Source organism: Rhodanobacter thiooxydans (assembly GCF_021545845.1).
Lineage (GTDB): Bacteria > Pseudomonadota > Gammaproteobacteria > Xanthomonadales > Rhodanobacteraceae > Rhodanobacter.
This window is the reverse complement of the sequence record NZ_CP088923.1, coordinates 3,484,243-3,502,913: the sequence shown is the minus strand read 5'-3', so window position 1 is coordinate 3,502,913 and position 18,671 is coordinate 3,484,243. Positions and strand designations below refer to the sequence as shown.

Below are 18,671 nucleotides of genomic sequence, written 5' to 3'. Positions count from 1 at the left end.
TCGATCCGCGCATTGTGGCATTGCTGCCGCGGGCTAGGGACGCGTGCGGCTGAACAGGCGACGCCAGAGCGCATAGACCGGCACGCCGGCGAGCATGATCAGCAGGCCGATGCCGGTGTTGCGCGGGTTGTCGCGCAGCGACAGCAGCACCACCAGCGTCACCGCGGCGACGAACAGCAGCGGCAGCCACGGGTAGCCCGGCACGCGGAAGCCGCCGGATACGGCGTCGTGGCGGCGATACCAGAACAGGGTGGCGACGCCGATCGCGCAGGCCAGCCAGTCGCCGAAGGTGGCGTAGTCCAGCAGCTGGCCGTAGCTGCCGGACAGCGCCAGCACGATGGCCCAGCCGGAAAGCAGCAGCAGCGCGGTGTTCGGCGTGCGCCAGCGCGGGTGCAGCCGCGCCACCGCGCGGAAGAACAGGCCGTCCTCGCCCATCACCTGCAGCACTCGCGCGCCGGCGACCAGGGTGATGTTGCAGAAGCCCAGGGTGGAGATCGCCACGCCCAGCGCGATCAGCTTCGCGCCAAGCGGGCCGGCCACCTGCTGCATCACGTCCGCCGCCGGCGCGCTGCTGGCGGCCAGCCCGGCATGGCCGAGCACCGCGAGATAAGCCACGTTGACCAGCGCATAGGCGCCGATCACCAGCAGCATGCCGAGGGTCAGCGCGCGCGGCAGCGTGCGCTGCGGGTCGCGCACCTCGCCGGCGAGGTTGTTGAGATAGGTGAAGCCGGAATAGGCGAACAGCACCGGCAGCGCGGCGCCCATGAAACCGACGTCCTGGCGAGCCGGATCGGCCGCCAGCACCTGGCCGTGCCCGGCGCCGGCGAGGAACAGGCCACACCCCACCAGTGCCGCCACCGCCAGCAGCTTGAGCAGGGCGAACAGGTTCTGCACCTGAGCGCCGAGGCGGATGCCGAACAGGTTGATGCCGCTGACGAACACCAGCGCGCCGACGGCGAGCGGCAACGTCCACGCCGCCGGCAGCCCGAACAGCGCGGCGGCGTAGCGGGCGAAGATCGTCGCCACCGCCGCGGTGGAGCCGGAGTAGATCACCAGCAGCATGGTCCAGCCGAACAGGAAGCCGGCCAGCGGCCCGAACGCCTCGCGCAGGTACACGTAGCTGCCGCCCGCGCGCGGCCGCCGCGCGCCCAGCTCGGCGTAGCACAGCGCGCCGACCAGGGTGAGCAGGCCGGCGGCCACCCACATCAGCAGCAGCGCCAGTCCTGACTCGGTGCGCTGCGCCACGATGCCGGGATTGAGGAAGATGCCGCCGCCGATGACGCCGCCGACCACGATCAGCGCAGCATCCCACGGGCGCAGGCTGCGCACGTAGCCGGGAGAGGCGTCGTTCATGCAGGGGAGGTCGCTGGCGGCGGGAGCCGCAGCATGGCGGTCGGCGCGTGGACGGACAAGTACTTCAGTCCAGCTGCAGCTCGCCACGGATGACCACGGCGCAGGCGCCGCCGATGCTGATGCTGCCGTCCGTCGCGTCGCGCACCACCTCGACGCAGCCGTCGCGGCCCACTTCGCGCCCCTGGCTGGCGCGGTAGCGCAGGCCATAACCCGCCGGGTCGCCGACCTCGGCAAGGAAGGCCATGATCGCCGCGTTGGCGCTGCCGGTGACCGGGTCCTCGGGAGTGCCGTCGGCCGGGCAGAACGCACGCACGGCCATGCTCGCCTCGCCGCTCCGCTGCCGGCCGAATACGCTGACGCCGACGGCGCCGGCGGCTACGCAAAGCGCGCCGATCGCGGCCAGGTCGGGCTGCAGCTGGCGCACCGCCGCCTCCTCGTGCAGGTTACAGACGAACCACCGCGGCCCGTTGTCGACCAGGCGCAGCTGGCTTTCCGCCAGTTCGGCATGCATGGCCCAGCCGAGCCGGGCACGCTGCTGTGCCGCCACGGTCTGCAACCCGGCTGGCGGCGCCTGCACGTGGATGATCCGCCCGCTGCCGCTGCCCTCGACGCGCACTGGCAGCAGCCCGGCCGCACACTCCTGCTGCAGCTGCCGCTGGTGCGGCGACACCAGGCCGGATTCGATCGCGGCATAGGCGCTGCCCACGCTGGGGTGGCCGGCGAACGGCAGTTCCTGGTGCGGGGTGAAGATGCGCACGCGGTAGTCCGCCGCGGCGCTGGTCGGCGGCAGCAGGAAGGTGGTTTCGGAAAGGTTGGTCCAGCGCGCGAACGCCTGCATCGTGGCGTCGTCGAGGCCGGCGCCGTCGACCACCACGGCCAGCGGATTGCCCAGCAGCGGCTTGGCGGAGAACACGTCGAGCTGGATGAAGCGGCGGTTGCGGGGCATGGTGGTTTCCGGTAGGGCAACCGCCCGACGATTGCACCGGCGGGCGCTGCCGACAAGTGACAGGCGGCAACGCCGGCACCGGCGCGCAGCCGTTCCTGCCGGCATGGAACGAGTTGTCGAAACGTCGGACTCGTTGCGGCCGCGGCAGTTCGCCGGCAGCTTGCAGTCGAGTCGACCCCACACCTCAGTCGCGGCCCCTGAACACGATCCGCGCTGGTTGCGCGAGTCTGGACCGGCGCGTCTGATCATGGAAGTGTCTGATTGCCAGAAATTTCTTGCGGCTTGTGGCTGACGCGCCGGACGTGCGGAAGCGTGCTGTCCGTGTCATGCGGCCGCGGGCCGCTTTCGGGCGGAAGGCCGATTTGCGGCACAATGGGAGGGTTGTGCGCCGCGAACAGTCGTTCGTCGGCGCCTTGGTCCCCGAATCGAAGCCGCCTGTCCAGACCCATGACCACCATCAAGCAAGCAGACCTGATCCAGTCCGTCGCCGACGCATTGCAGTACATCAGCTACTACCACCCGGTCGACTACATCAAGAGCCTCGCCGCCGCGTACGAGCGCGAGGAATCGCCCGCCGCGAAGGACGCGATGGCGCAGATCCTGATCAACTCGCGGATGGCCGCCGAAGGCCACCGGCCGCTATGCCAGGACACCGGCATCGTCACCGTGTTCCTCAAGGTGGGCATGAACGTGCGCTGGGACGACGCCACCATGTCGCTGGAGGACATGGCCAACGAAGGCGTGCGCCGTGCGTATCTGAATCCGGACAACAAGCTGCGCGCCAGCGTGCTGGCCGACCCGGCCGGCAAGCGCACCAACACGAAGGACAACACGCCGTCGGTGGTGAACATGTCGATCGTGCCGGGCGACACCGTCGAGGTGATCGTGGCGGCCAAGGGCGGCGGCTCCGAGGCGAAGAGCAAGTTCGTCATGCTCAACCCGTCCGACTCGATCGTGGACTGGGTGCTGAAGACCGTGCCCACCATGGGCGCCGGCTGGTGCCCGCCAGGCATGCTCGGGCTGGGCATCGGCGGTACCGCCGAGAAGGCGATGCTGATGGCGAAGGAAGCGCTGATGGAGGAGATCGACATCCAGGAGCTGATCGCGCGCGGCCCGGCCAACCGGGCCGAGGAACTGCGCATCGAGTTGTTCGAGAAGGTCAACGCGCTCGGCATCGGCGCGCAGGGCCTGGGCGGCCTGACCACCGTGCTCGACGTCAAGGTGAAGGATTTTCCGACCCACGCGGCGAACCTGCCGGTGGCGATGATCCCGAACTGCGCCGCCACCCGCCACGCACACTTCGTGCTGGACGGCTCCGGTCCGGTGATGCTCGACCCGCCGTCGCTGGAAGACTGGCCCAAGCTCACCTACGACGCCTCGAAGGGCCGCCGGGTGAACCTCGACACGGTGACCCGGGACGACGTCGCCAGCTGGAAGCCGGGCGAGACCCTGCTGCTCAACGGCAAGCTGCTCACCGGCCGCGATGCCGCACACAAACGCATGGTCGAGATGCTCAACCGCGGCGAGCCGCTGCCGGTGGATTTCAACGGCCGCTTCATCTACTACGTCGGTCCGGTCGACCCGGTGCGCGAGGAGGTGGTCGGCCCCGCCGGCCCCACCACGGCGACGCGCATGGACAAGTTCACCGAGCAGGTGCTGGCCCAGACCGGCCTGCTCGGCATGGTCGGCAAGGCCGAGCGCGGCCCGGCGGCGATCGAGGCGATCAAGAAGCACCGCTCGGTGTACCTGATGGCGGTGGGCGGCGCGGCGTACCTGGTCTCCAAGGCGATCAAGGCCTCGCGCGTGGTCGGCTTCGCCGATCTGGGCATGGAGGCGATCTACGAATTCACCGTCGAGGACATGCCGGTCACCGTGGCGGTCGATGCCGGCGGCAGCTCGGTACACCAGACCGGCCCGCGCGAATGGCAAGCAAGGATCGGCAAGATCCCCGTCTTTGTTCAATAAACCCGTGCGCGCAGCGCACGCCATCGCCTCCTCCCCCTCTGGGGGAGGATTGAGGAGAGGGTACGAGACTTGCGCGATCTGGTATCGAGGTGTGTCAGCGCACGCCATCGCCTCCTCCCCCTCTGGGGGAGGATTGAGGAGGGGTGGCGCAGGGTCACCGCAAGCCCCGCGATCGGAAACCAAAAGCACCCCACCCCAACCCTCCCCTGCGAGCAGGGGAGGGAGCAGGGCGCTCCTTCTTTGCCGGGCTTGCGGTGTCGACCATTCGGCCGTCCATACGTCCAAATGGATCGCCCACAAAATTAATTTGCAATTCCAATGCCGCGGCGCAACACTGGTCGAATGCCCATCACCCTATAGCGAACCCCCGTGACCCCGCCCAACCCCGCGCCGCTCTCCGCGGACGCCCCCTGGATCGTGATGAAGTTCGGCGGCACCAGTGTCGCCACGCTTCCCCGCTGGCAGAACATCCGCGAACTGGTCGCCAGCCGCCGCGCCGAAGGCGCGCGCGTGCTGGTGGTGGTTTCCGCGCTGACCGGTATCACCGACGCGCTGAAACAACTGTGCGGCGAGGGTGGGCAGGACAAGCGCAAGGCGGCGGCCGGCGCGATCGCGCAACGCCACTACGACCTGCTGGAGCACATGCAGCTGGCGCTGCCGGACACGCTCGGCGCGCGTCTGGCCGACCTGGCCGGGCTGGCCGCCAACGGCCCGGCGCCGCGCGGCGAACTGGCCTGGCAGGCGCAGGTGCAGGCACACGGCGAGCTGATGTCCAGCGCGCTCGGCGCGGCGTTCCTCAGCCACAGCGGCCTGGCCACGCAGTGGCTGGACGCGCGCGAATGCCTGGCGGCGGTGGCGCTGCCAAACCAGAACGAGCGCACCCGCCTGCTGTCGGCGATGGTCGAGGCGAAGCCCGACGCAGCCTTGAATGCGCGCCTGGCCGCGCTGGGCGAGGTGTTCATCACCCAGGGCTTCATCGCGCGCGAACAGCATGGCCGCACCGTGCTGCTCGGCCGCGGCGGCTCGGACACTTCGGCCGCGTACTTCGGTGCGCTGCTGAAGGCGCAGCGGGTGGAGATCTGGACCGACGTGGCCGGCATGTTCACCGCCAACCCGCGCCAGGTGCCGGGTGCGCGCCTGCTGCAGCGGCTGGACTACGAGGAGGCGCAGGAAATCGCCTCCACTGGCGCCAAGGTGCTGCACCCGCGCTGCCTGTCGCCGCTGCGCGAACCGCGCGTGCCGCTGCTGATCAAGGACACCAACCATCCCGAACTCGAAGGCACGGTGATCGGCCCCGAGGTGCGCGCGCACGCGCCGAGCGTGAAGGCGATCAGCGCGCGCAAGGGCATCACCCTGGTGTCGATGGAATCGGTGGGCATGTGGCAGCAGGTGGGCTTCCTCGCCGACGTGTTCGCCCATTTCAAGACCCACGGCCTGTCGGTGGACCTGATCGGCTCGGCCGAAACCAACGTCACCGTGTCGCTCGACCCGACCGAGAACCTGCTCGACTCCGACGCGATCGCCGCGCTCGCCAGCGATTTGGCCAAGGTATGCCGGGTCAAGGTGATCGCGCCGTGCGCGGCGATCACCCTGGTCGGTCGCGGCATGCGCTCGTTGCTGCACACCTTGTCCGGCGTGCTGGCCGAGTTCGGCCAGCTGCGCGTGCACCTGATCTCGCAGTCGTCGAACAACCTGAACCTCACCTTCGTAGTGGACGAGGAAGTCGTCGATGTGCTGCTGCCGCATCTGCACGACCTGCTGATCGGGGCAGGCGCGCTACGCACCGACGACAGCGCGTTGTTCGGCCCCAGCTGGCAGATGCTTTACGGCGGCGGCGAGGTCGTTCCCGCCGTGCCGGCGTGGTGGCGCGTGGCGCAGCGCCCGCGCCTGCTGGAACTGGCCGCCGAGGCCACGCCGCGCTACGTCTACCACCTGCCCACGGTGCGCCAGCAGGCGCGCGAGTTGAAGTCGCTGGCGGCGGTGGACCGGCTGCACTACGCGGTGAAGGCGAACACCCACCCGGCGATCCTGCGCACGCTGGCGGCGGAAGGCTTCGCGTTCGAGTGCGTGTCGCCGGGCGAGCTGGAGGCCGTCGGCGCCGTGGTGCCGGAGTCGGCGCCGCTGCTGTTCACGCCGAATTTCGCGCCGCGCGGGGATTACGCCGGCGCACTCGCCACCCGCGCCACCGTCACGCTCGACGCGCTGCATCCGCTGCAGCAGTGGGGCGAGCTGTTCCGCGGCCGCGAGATCGTGCTGCGGGTGGACCTGGGCCGCGGCCTGGGTCACCACGAGAAGGTGCGCACCGGCGGCAGTGGCAGCAAGTTCGGCTTGCCGCTGGACCAGCTGCCGGTGTTCCTGCAACTGGCCGATGCGCACGGCGTGACCGTACGCGGCCTGCACGCGCACCTGGGCTCGGGCGTACTCGACGCCAGCCACTGGGGCGAGGTCTACGCGCAGCTGGCCAGCCTGGCCGAGCGCATCGCCAGCGTGGTATTCCTCAACATCGGCGGCGGGCTCGGCGTGCCGGCGCATCCGGGCGAGGCGCCGCTGGACATCGCCGCGCTCGACCGCGCGCTGCGCGAGGTCAAGGCGGTCTATCCGCAATATCAGCTGTGGATGGAGCCTGGCCGCTACCTGGTCGCCGACGCCGGCGTACTGCTGACCCGGGTGACCCAGCAGAAGGACAAGGGCGGCTTCCGCTACCTCGGCGTGGACACCGGCATGAACAGCCTGATCCGCCCGGCGCTGTACGACGCCTGGCACAAGATCGTCAACCTCACCCGGCTCGGCCAGCCGGCCACCGCGCTGTACCAGGTAGTCGGTCCGATCTGCGAATCCGGCGACGTGCTGGGCACCGATCGTCGCCTGCCCGAGGCGGCCGAGGGCGACGTGATCCTGATCGCGCAGACCGGCGCGTACGGCAAGGTGATGTCCTTGCACTACAACCTGCGCGACGAGGCCGACGAAGTGGTGATCGAAGCCTGATCCGGGGTTCGCCTGTCCAGGGGGCAAGCGGGCGAAAGGCGCGGGATCGCCGTTTGTCCCGGCCTTTGCCCGCCGAAAGCCATCGGGCCGGCACCGCCCGAAGCTAGAATCAGCCTGTTCGCTCCCAACGATGCGGGCGATGGAGAAAGATGTGAGCCACACGATGCAACCGCGCCTGACCCAGGTCTTCCGCTTCGTGCGTTCGAGCTACGCCGATGGCGTGGCCGAGCTGGCGTATGCGTTCGACGACGGCGAGGAACTGGTCGAGCGCATCCGCTTTCCGAATGCGCCGGTGGTGCCGGCCGGGCGCGCGGCGGCGTTCGACGCCGCCCTGAAGCTGCTGCATCTGATCGCTGGCATCAGCTATTACAAGGCCGGCGTGCCGCCGCGGATCGAACTGGCCAGTGGTCCGCTCGACGACGCCACCGCCGAGCTGCTGGACCAGCTGTACCTGCATGGCCTGGCCGAGTTCGCCTACCGCAACGGGCTGGATCTGCGCGGTCGGATTGCGTTCCCTCGGGGTGGTAGTGCGAGCGTGGTCGGCACGCTCGATCTGCCCAAGCGCACCCTGGTGCCGATCGGCGGCGGCAAGGATTCGCTGGTCGCGGTGGAGGCGATCAAGTCCATCGGCGGCGAGGCCACCGCGGTGTGGGTGGGCAGCTCCGCGCTGATCGCCGGCTGCGCCGAGCGCACCGGTCTGCCTACCTTGAACATCCAGCGCGAGCTGGCGCCCGGCCTGTTCGAGCTGAACCGGCTGGGCGCGTGGAACGGGCATATCCCGGTGACCGCGGTGAACTCGGCGATCCTCGGCGTGGCGGCGATCCTGTACGGCTATAACTCGATCGCGTTCGCCAACGAACGCTCCGCCTCGGCCGCCACGCTGGAGTACGACGGCCAGCAGGTGAACCACCAGTGGAGCAAGAGCCTCGCCTTCGAGATCTTGCTGGGTGACTGGCTGCACACCCACGTGGCCGCCGATCTCGACTACTGCTCGCTGCTGCGGCCGTACTCGGAGCTGGCGATCACCCGGGCGTTCGCGAAGCTGACGTCGTACTTCGACGTGTTCTCCAGCTGCAACCGCAACTTCAAGCTGCTCGGTCCGAAGCCGGTGGACCGCTGGTGCGGGCAATGCCCGAAATGCCACTTCGTGTTCCTCGCGCTGGCGCCGTTCCTGCCCAAGCCGCGGCTGCTGGCGATCTTCGGCCGCAACCTGCTCGACGACGAAGGCCTGGCCGCCGGCTTCGACGCGTTGCTGGAATACCAGGACCACAAGCCGTTCGAATGCGTGGGCGAGGGCGCCGAGGCGCGCGCGGCGATGTATGCGCTAAGCCAGCGGCCGGAGTGGCAGGAGGACGCGCTGGTCGAACGCTTCCGCAGCGAGATCCTGCCCAAGCTCGACGCGGCGCAGCTGGCGCTGGAGCCATGGCTGGAACCATCGCCCGAACATCGCGTGCCGGCGCGGTTGCAGCCCGCGCTGGTGGCGATCGGCGGATGAAGGTCCGCGCTCGCGCCGTAGGAGCCCGCTCGCGGGCGATGCTTTTGACGCCGGGATTCGGGATTCGGGATTCGGGATTCGCAAGAGCAGGAGCAGGAGCAGGAGCAGGAGCAGGAGCAGGAGCAGGAGCAGGAGCAGGAGCAGGAGCAGGAGCAGGAGCAGGAGCATCGCCCGCAAGCGGGCTCCTGCCGTGGGGCTTCCATGCGTATCGCTGAACTGGCCGATCGCCGCGTGGCGATCTGGGGTTTCGGTCGCGAGGGTCACGCGGTGATCAAGGCCTTACGCGCGTACCTGCCGGCGCAGACGCTGACCTTGTTCTGCAACGCCGCCGAAGTCGAGGCGGCGCGCGCGTTCGACCCTGCGCTGGACATCGTCGCCGGCGAACCGGATGCGGCGACGCTCAGTCGGTTCGACGTGGTGGTGAAGTCGCCCGGCATCTCGGCCTACAAGCCCGCCCTGCTGGCCGCGCAGGCGCAGGGCACGCGGTTCACCTCGGGCACCGCGCTGTGGTTCGGCGAGAACCCCGACGCGCGCGTGATCGCGGTGACCGGCACCAAGGGCAAGAGCACCACCAGCGCGCTGATCGCGCACCTGGCGCGTGCACTTGGTGTGCGCACCGCGCTGGCCGGCAACATCGGCCTGCCGCTGCTGGAGCTGCTCGACCAGCGCGCCGAACTGTGGGTGATCGAACTGTCCAGCTTCCAGACCGGCGAAGCCGGGCCGCTGGAGCTGGGCGTGGTCACCAGCCTGTACGAGGAGCACCTCGACTGGCACGGCTCGCGCGAGCGCTATGTGGCCGACAAGCTGAAGCTGGCCGACGCCTCGCGCACGCTGCTGGTCAACGGCCTGCAACCAGGCCTGCTGGAACGCACCGCCGCGCATCCGCGTCGCCTGCTGTTCGGCACGCTGGAAGGCTGGCATATCAGCGACGGTTTCATCTGCCGCGGTGCGCAGGCGGTTTTCCCGATCGGGCAACTGGCGGCGCCGGGCCTGCACAATGCACTCAACGCCTGCGCCGCGCTGGCCGCGCTGGAAGCGGTCGGCATGGACGCGCTCGCCGCTGCGCCCGCTCTGGCGACGTTCCGCCCGCTGCCGCACCGCCTGCAACCGCTGGGCGAACGCAATGGCTGGCACTGGGTCAACGACTCGATCAGCACCACGCCGCTGGCCACGCTGGCCGCCCTGGAAAGCCTGCACGGCCGCACGGTGACCGTGCTGGTCGGCGGCCACGACCGTGGCTTGGACTGGACGCCGTTCGTCGAGGCGATGCGTGCGGTGCCGGCGCATGCGATCGTCTGCATGGGCGCCAATGGCGCGCGCATCGAGGCAGCGCTACGCAGCGCCGAGGTGGCCTGTTCGATCCTGCTGGTTGCCAATCTCGCCAGTGCGGTCGAAGTTGCCAGGGCTCGCACGCCTGCGCATGGCGTGATCCTGCTGTCGCCGGGTGCGCCCAGTTTCGATCAGTTCAAGGACTACGCCGAGCGGGGTCGCCGGTTCAGTGCGCTGGCTGGGTTTGATTCTTCCAGAATTGCCAGTATTGATGGGCTGGGTATCGAGGGAACTCCGCGCGACTGAATCGCTTGCGGGGACTGGTCGTCGGCGACATCGCCGATGTCCGGCACTGTAGGAACGCACTTGTGCACGGTGCTCTTGCCGCATTCAAAGCGAACAGCGGTCGATCGCCTGCGATGCCTCCAGGCTCCCGATGACGAGTGCAGGCTCACGCCTGCGGAAGCCTTGAATGGTTGGCCTGATCGGCGGAGTTGTCTCCCTGCTCCGCTTGAACCGTCAGCTCGGGAGTAAATGGAAGCCACATGAAGATCCGTGAAAGCGGCATACCCGACGAGGTCCGGTGGGCCAGCTTCTTCGACTGCGAGGCGGCCGTCGGAAAGCTGTTCGGTGTGACGGAAGTGCAGGGCGATGTAGTCGAGTTTGGCTGCGGCTATGGCTCGTTCACGGTGCCGGCGGCGCAGCGCACCAGCGGGGTGGTTACCGCGCTGGATATCGAGCCGGGGATGATTGACGTGGTGCGCGGGAAGGCCGCGAGCCTCGGGCTGCACAACATCCGGGCCGAGTTGCGGGATTTCGTCGCGGACGGTGCGGGCGTGGCTGCCGGTTCGCAGGCGCATGCAATGATTTTCAACCTGCTGCACCTGGCGCAGCCGGGAAAGTTGCTGCTGGAAGCTCGCCGGACCCTGCGGGATGGCGGAGTACTTTCGGTAATGCACTGGCGCAGCGACATCCCGACTCCGCGCGGGCCGCCGCTGGCGATACGACCGACGCCGGAACAGTGCCGGCAATGGATGGCCGACGCCGGATTCCGCGACATTGAATCGGTTGATCTGCAGGATGGTTGTCCGTTTCATTTCGGCCTGACTGGCCGGCGCTGATTGACGACCAGCGACTCGCGGAGAAGGTATCGAGGCGTTCTGAAACGGTGCCGAGCGCGAGTGGCACTTGAGCGGTGTCATCCTCGCGAGTTGTTTTCAACAACGAAGCTGGTCAAGCCGGGATAGTGTTTTGGCTTGACCTGATAACGACCGATGGCACTGGATTCCCGCTTTCGCGGGAATGAGGAAAAAGTGGGGCTTCAGCGCGCGTAGCGCGCACGCGGCTCGTTCACGCGCTTTTTGCCGCTGAGCTTGATGTTCTGGCGTAGCCAGGCGGCGAACTCGGTTTCGGACAGGCTGCCTTCGGCGAGAGCGAGATAGCACGGGTATAGATCGAGATCGTCGGCGTCGAGGATGCCGCCGTTGAGCATGATGAATACTTCGCAGGCGACGGCAGCCGTGCGCTTGTTGCCGTCCACGAAGGGGTGGTTGCGTGCCAGGCCGAAAGCCAGGCTGGCGGCGAGTTCGGCGAGATCCGGTGGCGGATCGCCGTAGGCATGCGATTGCTTCGGGCGCGCAAGGGCGGAATCCAACAGGTTGTCATCGCGCACGCCTGAGCCGCCGCCGTGTTCGGCCAGCTGACGTTCGTGGATGGCGATGGCGAGCGGTCTTTCGATCCAGATGATCATCTTCATCTGCCTATTGCGCTAGTTTGTGCAGCAAGGTGCGCCGTTTGCGCATGACTTCCTCGGCCACCTCCATCTGCCTGGCCAGGGTGGGGTCGTAGGTGGTGAGGCGGATGCCGTCGGGGGTTTCCAGCGCGAACAGTTCGTCGCCTTTTTCCAGGCGTAGGCGGGCCAGCAGTTCGCGCGGCAGGATGACGCCGGCGGAGTTGCCGATGGTGGTGATCTTGAGCTTCATGGCGGTCTCCCTAGTTTGTTATAACGTATGTTATACATTGGGCAATGGCTTGGGCGCAACGCCCGTGCCATTGCGGGTTATGCTCCTTTCCCCGCCTGCGCAGACCCGGCCGGCGAAACGGGAAGGGAGAAAACATGAAGCCAACAGATCATCCGGATGGCGAAAACCGCATCAGCGAATATCACCCGGCGGATTCAGGAGCTGCGGGATTGGCGGGGCGAGTTGCTCGCGCGTGTTCGTCGGCTCATCCACGTGGCCGATCCGGGGATTCAGGAGGAGTGGAAATGGGCCAAGCCGACGTCAGGAGGAACGCCGGTGTGGTCGCATGACGGCATCGTCTGCACCGGCGAGTCGTACAAGCAGTACGTGAAGCTGACCTTCGCCCGTGGTGCCGCGATCAGCGACCCGAAGAAGCTTTTCAACGCGAGCCTGGAAGGAAGCACGCGGCGTGCGATCGACCTGCGCGAAGGGGACGGGATCGACGAGGCGGCGTTCAGGCAACTGATCCGCGCGGCGGTGGCGGCCAACGCTGCCGCGCTTGCGCAGCGGGCAGCCAGGAAAAAGTAGGCCTGTTGCCGGTCGGTTTTCTGGCGGAATCGCCTGTGGCCACACCCGTTCGAGCTCCACGCAAAAGGGCCGCACTTGCATGCGGCCCTTTGTTTTCAGCGGTTGGAAAACGCCTACCAGATCTTCACTCGATCCTTCGGCGCCAGGTACAGCTTCTCGCCCGGCTTCACGTCGAACGTGGGGTACCACGCGTCCAGGTTGCGCACGGTCTGCGCGCGGAAGTCGGCGGGGGCGTGCACGTCGGTGGCGAGGCGCTGGCGCTGGGCGGCGTCGCGGATCTTCGAGCGCCAGGCCTGGCCGTAGGCGAGGAAGAAACGCTGGTCGCCGGTCAGGCCGTCGATCACCGGCGCGGGCTTGCCGTCAAGCGACTTCCGGTAGGCTAACCAGGCGATGGTCAGGCCGGAGACGTCGGCGATGTTCTCGCCCAGGGTCTGCTCGCCGTTGACGTGCAGGCCGGGCAGCGCCTCGTACTGGTCGAACTGTTTCGCCAGTTGCTGGCCGGCGGCCTTGAAGTGGGCCAGGTCTTCCGGTGTCCACCAGTTCGCCAGGCGGCCCTCGGCGTCGAACTCCGCGCCCATGTTGTCGAAGCTGTGGCTGATCTCGTGGCCGATCACCGAGCCGATCGCGCCGTAGTTGGCGGCGGCATCGGCATGCGGGTCGAAGAACGGCGGCTGCAGGATCGCGGCGGGGAAGTTCAGCGCGTTCTGCAGCGGCAGGTTCAGCGCGTTGACGGTCTGCGGGGTCATCCACCATTCGTTCTTGTCGACACTCTGGCCGAGCTTGGCGCGCTGGTGTTCGTACTCGAACTTGCCGGCACGCAGCTGGTTGCCGAGTGCGTCGTCGGCACGGATCTGCAGGGAACCGTAGTCGCGCCAGCTATCCGGGTAGCCCACGCCGACGCGCAGGGTGGCGAGCTTGGCCTTGGCCTTTTCGCGCGTGGCCGGGGTCATCCAGCTCAGGGTGTCGATGCGGTCGTTGAACGCGGCGATCAGGTTCTTCACCAACTGCTCGATTTCCACCTTCGACGACGCCGGGAAGTAGTGCTTGACGTAGAGCTGGCCCACCGCGTCGCCGAGGTCGCCGCTGGTGGCGCCGACCGCGCGCTTCCAGCGCGGCTGCTGCTGGGGCGTGCCCTGCAGGGTGCGGCCGTAGAAGTCGAAGCTGAGGTCGGCATAGGCCTTCGGCAGCAGGCCGGCGCTCTGGTTGAGGGTGTGGAACAGCAGCAGGTCCTTCCACGCCGGCAGCGGCTCGCTGGCGACCAGTGCCGACAGGCCGGTTACCGCATTCGGCTGCCAGGTGTCGATCTGCTGCTGGCCGTCCAGGCCGGCGGCCTTGAAGTAGCTGGCCCAGTCGAGGCCCGGCGCCTTCTGCGCGAAGTCGGCCATGTGCCAGAGGTTGTTGGCCTTGTGGATATCCTGGCTGTCGAGCAGGTCCGTCTGCGCCTTCGCGATCTTCGTCTCCAGGTCGAGGACGGTTCTTGCCTTGGCCGCCGCGTCGGCGGTGCCGGCCTGTTCCAGCAGGGCGCCGATGTAGGTCAGGTACTTGCCACGCGTTGCCAGCATGTGCGGGTCGCTGGACAGGTAGTAGTCGCGGCTGGGCATGCCCAGGCCGCCCTGCAGCAGGTAGGCGATGTTGCGCGAGGGATCTTCCAGCCCCTGCGTCACGAACAGGCCGAACAGGTTCTGGGTATGGAAATGGGTGGCGTTGACCGGGTCGACGTCGGCGCGCAGGCGGCTGCCCAGCACGCGGGCCAGGTCCCTGCGCGAACCGATCGCGTCGATCTGCGCCAGCTCCGGCTTGAGCGGCGCCAGGCCATGCCGCTCAATGGCGGCGGTGTCCATCCACGCGGCGTAGTAGTCGGCGATCCTGCGCGCATTGCTGCCGGCGGCGGGATGGCCGGCGCCGGCGTCGCGGATCAGCTCGGCAGTGTTCTTCTCGGCCTGCTCGAACACCTTGAGGAAGGTGCCGGTGCTGGAGCGGTCGGCGGGAATCTGCGCGGTCTTCAGCCATTCGCCGTTGGCGTAGCGGAAGAAGTCGTCCCCTGGTCTCACGCCGTGGTCGATCCCGGCCAGGTCGATGCCGGAGGACCGGCTGGCCGGCGTCGCCGCCCATGCCGCCGGACTGCACAGGATCGCCGTCGCCAGTATCCATCGCGTGCGCTGCATGCTCGTTCCTCCGCCGTGGAAAGCGCCCACGATAGTCCGCCACGGCAACCTTGTGTGCATGACCTGTGGACCAGGCCGGCCGGCCATCGCCGACCGTGCCGGTTATTTTTCGATGCGGTAGTTGAGGCTGGCGCGGCCGAATTCGGTGGCCTGTTGCGCCTCGAAGTTCCAGCGCCGGCTGAGGCGGTAGCGCAGGGTGATCACTTCGCCGGGCTCGAACAGGCCGACGCCGTAGCTGAGGTACAGGCGCGGCGAAAGATACTTGCCCACGGTGAACGCCGAGCTGCCGCCGAGCGCCTCGTTGCTGGACACGCCGACGTCGTCCGCGCCCAGCTTCGCGCCGACGCTTTTGGCCAGCAGGTCGCCGGCGGCTGAGCCCAGCGCCTGCGCGGCGGCGCTGACCATGTCGCCTTCGCCGCTCTTTACCTGCGACAGCGGCTTGCCGGTGACCAGGTAGGACAGCGCGTCGGACTGCTCCATCACCGGATTGGAGAACACGGTGAGGATCGGTCGCTGCGCGGTACCGGAAACCAGCAGCCCCACTTCCTGGCCTTCGTCGATGGTGGCGTTCGGGTTGAGCTTGCGCACGGCGCGGATGTTCAGCCCCGGGTTGTCGATCGGCGTGCTGGCGAACAGCAGTTGGCCGCGCTGGATCCTGAGGTTCTGACCGTACGCCTTGTAGGTGCCGTCGACGGTCAGCTGGCCCTGGCCGGTGGTGGCGCGGCCGGGGCGTTCGAGCACGGTAAGCACGCCGCCGACGCGGCCGTCCAGGCCCATGCCGATGACGTGCGTCTGCTGGCCGAGATCCACCTTGACCGTCGCGCTGACCGGCAGCTTGCCGGCGGCTTGCTGCTGTTTCTCGTCGACCACGACCACATCGGGCGAGGCCCGGGTGGCACCGGCGCCAGGCAGTATGTCCACGTTGATGTCGGCGCTGTCGATGCCGAGTGCGCCGCCGATGTCGATGCCCCTGCCATCCTGTTGCACGGTCAGGTCCGGCGACACCACGACTTTCGCGGCAGGAATGTCGGCGGCGGTGAAGTGGCTGCCTTTGAGCGTCAGCCGGGTCGGCATGCCGGCGCCAAAGCCGGCGTTGCCGTCGATGGCCAGCGTGCCGGCGCCCGATGTCAGCTGGCCGCGGATCAGCAACTGCCGCGCGTCCATGGTGCTGAGCGCGAGCTGGCCATCGCTCAGCTTGAGGCCGGCCGATGGCACCTCGGCAGCGAAGCCGCGCACATTCGCCTGGCCGGTGAATGCCGGCCGCCCGAGCGTGCCGGCGAAACGCAAGTTGCCGTCGGCGTGGCCCTTGACGTTGGCCAGCTCGCTACTGAGCAGCTCGATGAAAGCGAGGTTGTTCAGACGCAGGTCGAGCTGGCCACCCAGCGTCTGCTGCGCGCCGCTGAGGGTGAGCTGGCCGTCGATGCGACCGCCGTCGTCGAGGCCGCCATGCAGCTCGATGCGCCGGCTGGCCGGCGCGAGGTCGGCGGTGAGGCGCAGCTGTTGGTAACGCAGCAGGGGTTCCTCGGTATGGTCGGTGTAGCTGATGCTGCCCTGCGTCGAGCTGATCGACGCGTGCCCGTTGAGCGCGCCGGCGGCGCTGCGGCGGACCTTGCCGCTGCCTTCGATGACGCCGTCGGCGCGCATCGGCAGGTCGGCGTTGCCGCTGGCGTTCAGCAGCAGCGCCAGCGGCAATGCCTGCAGTCGGTAGCTGGCGTCGAGGTTGCCGGGTTTGTCCTGCTTCGCGGCCACGCACAGTTGCGGTTCGCCGGCCGTCAGGCACAGCTCGGACAGGCTCATCGCGCCGTCGTTGTAGCTGAGCCGCGCGGGTTGCAGCAGGCGCCAGCCGGGCATGCTCTGCGGTTCCAGGTTCAGCGTGGAGAGCGTGCCGCTCCACGTCGATCCCTTCAGCGCCCCGCGCAGCGCAAGTCTGCCGGAGAGCTGGCTGCCGCGGGCATCGACGTCCAGGCGATGGTCGCCCTGGCTGCCTTCGGCGAGCAGGTCGAGCTGCTGGAACTGCAGGCCCTGCAGGTGCGCGCCGCGGGTCCGCAGATCCAGCTTGCCGGCCGGATGGCTGATGTCGGGGATGCCGGCCACCAGCTGCAGCGCATCCACCTTCTGCTGCTGCCAGGCCAGCGACTGCCCGTGCAGCTGACCGTTGACGCTGAGCCTGGGTTGCCTGCCGCGGATGCTGAAATGGCCGTCCAGACGTCCGCCGGCATCCGGCAGCCAGTCGCCCAGCGAGGCGATCGCCAGTTGCAGGTCGGTGTCGTTGCTGGCGCCCGGGCGGGCCAGCAGCTTCACCGTGCTGCGGCCGGAGGTTAGGTCGAGCCGGCCATCGATCACCTGGTCTGGCGACAGGTGCAGCTTGCCGTGGCCGCCGATCACACGCTCGCGCAGCTTGCCGGACAACTGGCGGATTTCCAGCGTGGCGTCGGGTCCGTTATTCGCCAGGCTGCCGCTGCTGGCCATGGTGAAATCCAGCGTGCCGTTCCAGCCGGCGATGAGCTGGCCGGGATCGAACTTGCTGGCACTGGCCTCGGCCTGCCACGCCAGGCTCGGCTGCAGGGTCAGCGTGCCGGCGACCTGCAGACCGCCTTGCGGTTGTTTCAGTGCCAGCGTGTGCAGGGTGACCCGCTGCGGCGTGCCATCGAGGTTCAGCGCCAGTTGCGCCGGCATGCCGGGTGGGCCGATCGCGACGCTGCCTTCGGCGTGGTAGCGGTCGGCGCTGCCGCTGGCCTTGAGTTCGCCGTGGCTGGCCAGCGCCTGGCCGATCAGCTCCGCCGGCAGCTGCAGCTCGTTCCAGCGGATGTCGAGTTGCGCGTTGGGCGGCTTGGCCGCGAGCTGCATGATGCCGCTGACTTCCACGCTGCCCTTGATCCGCGGCGAGCCGAGCTTGAGCTGCTGCAGGGTCAGCGTGGCGTAGTCGCGGCTGAACTGCGCGCGCAGCGGCTGCAGCAGCAACGGGTAGTCGTCGAGGTCGAGCTGGCCGTCGAGCGTGCCGCCGTAGCGGTCGCCGTGGCCCTGCACGGCGATGGCCAGCGCCTTCAGCGAGCCGGTACCGAGCAGCGCCTTCGGATCGAAGCGTGGTGCATCGAGCCGGCTGGTCCAGGCGTAGTCGCCGGATTGCACCAGGTCCACCCGCAGTCGTGCGACGGCCGGGGCGGTGAGTTGGAGGTCGATTTGCGCCTGCTTGCCGTCGCTGTGCGCATCAAGATCGCCGGCATAACTGGTGTCGCCGATTTTCCAGGCGAAGGCGGCGTTGCCGTCGCCCTGGTAACGCGCCCCGATCCCCAGCCTGCCGTCGAGGCTGGCGTGGCCGTCGGGCGCCTGCAGCACGAGTTGGCGCAGTTCGATGCCGCGATCGGTCCAGCTGCCGGCCAGGTCGAGCCGGTTGCAGGCGAACAGCGGCTGGCCGCCTTGCAATACCTTCACCGTGCCGACATGCGCGCGATCGAGAATCAGCGCAACCGGCGGCTGCAGCGAGAAGCCGCCGGCGTTGGCGCTGTTCTGTTCGGCGGGTTTGGGCAGCGCCACCTCGACACCATCCACGTCCAGCGTGGCCACGTGCACGCGCCTGGCCAGCAGCGGCCAGAAGCGCAGATCCAGCCGCGCCTTCGCTACCGTCACCACGGTGCCCTTGCCGTCGTCGTAGCGGATGCCGGCGAGGTCGAGCGGGCCGAACAGATGGCCCTGCGCCTGTTGCACCTGCAGCGCGCCACCAGTGCCGGCCTGCGCCCGCGCCAGCGCGAAGCGCAGCCCGGCACTGGTGTCGAGCAGCCACCACAGTGCCGCCGCCAGAACCAGCAGCAAGGTGGCGAACGCGATCGCGGTGCGCTTGACCCACTTCATGCCGTCAGCCTGCTCCATCGATGGTTTCTGCCAGGGCGAAGCCGGGAAGGAGTGATTCAGTATTGACGAAGAGCGACCCCTCCCCAACCCTCCCC

At 68.4% G+C, this 18,671-nt stretch carries 12 protein-coding genes; 6 read left to right on the top strand and 6 right to left on the bottom strand.

Features of this window, described 5'->3' with window-relative positions; translation table 11 throughout:
- Positions 1-33: 33 nt before the first annotated feature.
- Both LRK53_RS15960 and LRK53_RS15955 read right to left on the bottom strand, forming a co-directional pair.
- A complete protein-coding gene (locus tag LRK53_RS15960) occupies positions 34-1,353 on the bottom strand; it encodes an APC family permease (RefSeq protein ID WP_027493393.1) in 1,320 nt (439 codons plus the stop codon).
- Positions 1,354-1,417: 64 nt separating this feature from the next.
- Positions 1,418-2,299: a PhzF family phenazine biosynthesis protein gene (locus LRK53_RS15955; RefSeq protein ID WP_027493392.1), complete on the bottom strand. Its 882-nt coding sequence runs from the start codon at positions 2,297-2,299 to the stop codon at positions 1,418-1,420.
- A 447-nt stretch (positions 2,300-2,746) separates the two neighbouring features.
- On the opposite strand from LRK53_RS15955, the gene LRK53_RS15950 reads away from it, so the two are divergent.
- From LRK53_RS15950 to LRK53_RS15930, 5 genes are all read left to right on the top strand, one after another.
- Positions 2,747-4,264, top strand: coding sequence for a fumarate hydratase (locus tag LRK53_RS15950; protein ID WP_027493391.1), 1,518 nt, complete (start codon positions 2,747-2,749; stop codon positions 4,262-4,264).
- 420 nt (positions 4,265-4,684) lie between these two features.
- Positions 4,685-7,249, top strand: coding sequence for a bifunctional aspartate kinase/diaminopimelate decarboxylase (locus tag LRK53_RS15945; RefSeq protein WP_027493390.1), 2,565 nt, complete (start codon positions 4,685-4,687; stop codon positions 7,247-7,249).
- 139 nt (positions 7,250-7,388) lie between these two features.
- Positions 7,389-8,744: a UDP-N-acetyl-alpha-D-muramoyl-L-alanyl-L-glutamate epimerase gene (gene murL / locus LRK53_RS15940; RefSeq protein ID WP_425504514.1), complete on the top strand. Its 1,356-nt coding sequence runs from the start codon at positions 7,389-7,391 to the stop codon at positions 8,742-8,744.
- A gap of 201 nt (positions 8,745-8,945) precedes the next feature.
- Positions 8,946-10,319, top strand: coding sequence for a UDP-N-acetylmuramoyl-L-alanine--D-glutamate ligase (murD, locus tag LRK53_RS15935; RefSeq protein WP_027493388.1), 1,374 nt, complete (start codon positions 8,946-8,948; stop codon positions 10,317-10,319).
- A gap of 239 nt (positions 10,320-10,558) precedes the next feature.
- Positions 10,559-11,134, top strand: coding sequence for a class I SAM-dependent methyltransferase (locus tag LRK53_RS15930; protein ID WP_027493387.1), 576 nt, complete (start codon positions 10,559-10,561; stop codon positions 11,132-11,134).
- Positions 11,135-11,334: 200 nt separating this feature from the next.
- Here LRK53_RS15930 and LRK53_RS15925 read toward each other — a convergent pair whose 3' ends face one another.
- Both LRK53_RS15925 and LRK53_RS15920 read right to left on the bottom strand, forming a co-directional pair.
- Entirely contained in the window at positions 11,335-11,763 is a 429-nt protein-coding gene (locus LRK53_RS15925; RefSeq protein WP_027493386.1) for a type II toxin-antitoxin system death-on-curing family toxin, read from the bottom strand.
- Positions 11,764-11,773: 10 nt separating this feature from the next.
- Positions 11,774-11,995 (bottom strand): AbrB/MazE/SpoVT family DNA-binding domain-containing protein, encoded by a 222-nt coding sequence (locus LRK53_RS15920; protein ID WP_027493385.1) that lies wholly within the window; start codon positions 11,993-11,995, stop codon positions 11,774-11,776.
- 156 nt (positions 11,996-12,151) lie between these two features.
- Here LRK53_RS15920 and LRK53_RS15915 point away from each other — a divergent pair, with 156 nt between their 5' ends.
- Positions 12,152-12,562, top strand: coding sequence for a DUF1801 domain-containing protein (locus tag LRK53_RS15915; RefSeq protein ID WP_027493384.1), 411 nt, complete (start codon positions 12,152-12,154; stop codon positions 12,560-12,562).
- A gap of 113 nt (positions 12,563-12,675) precedes the next feature.
- Here LRK53_RS15915 and LRK53_RS15910 read toward each other — a convergent pair whose 3' ends face one another.
- Positions 12,676-14,727 carry a M13 family metallopeptidase gene (locus tag LRK53_RS15910; RefSeq protein WP_027493383.1) on the bottom strand — a complete coding sequence of 684 codons (2,052 nt, stop codon included), beginning with the start codon at positions 14,725-14,727 and terminating at the stop codon, positions 12,676-12,678.
- A 102-nt stretch (positions 14,728-14,829) separates the two neighbouring features.
- Complete coding sequence (locus tag LRK53_RS15905; protein WP_027493382.1) at positions 14,830-18,576, bottom strand: translocation/assembly module TamB domain-containing protein; 3,747 nt, start codon at positions 18,574-18,576, stop codon at positions 14,830-14,832.
- Positions 18,577-18,671 lie beyond the last annotated feature (95 nt).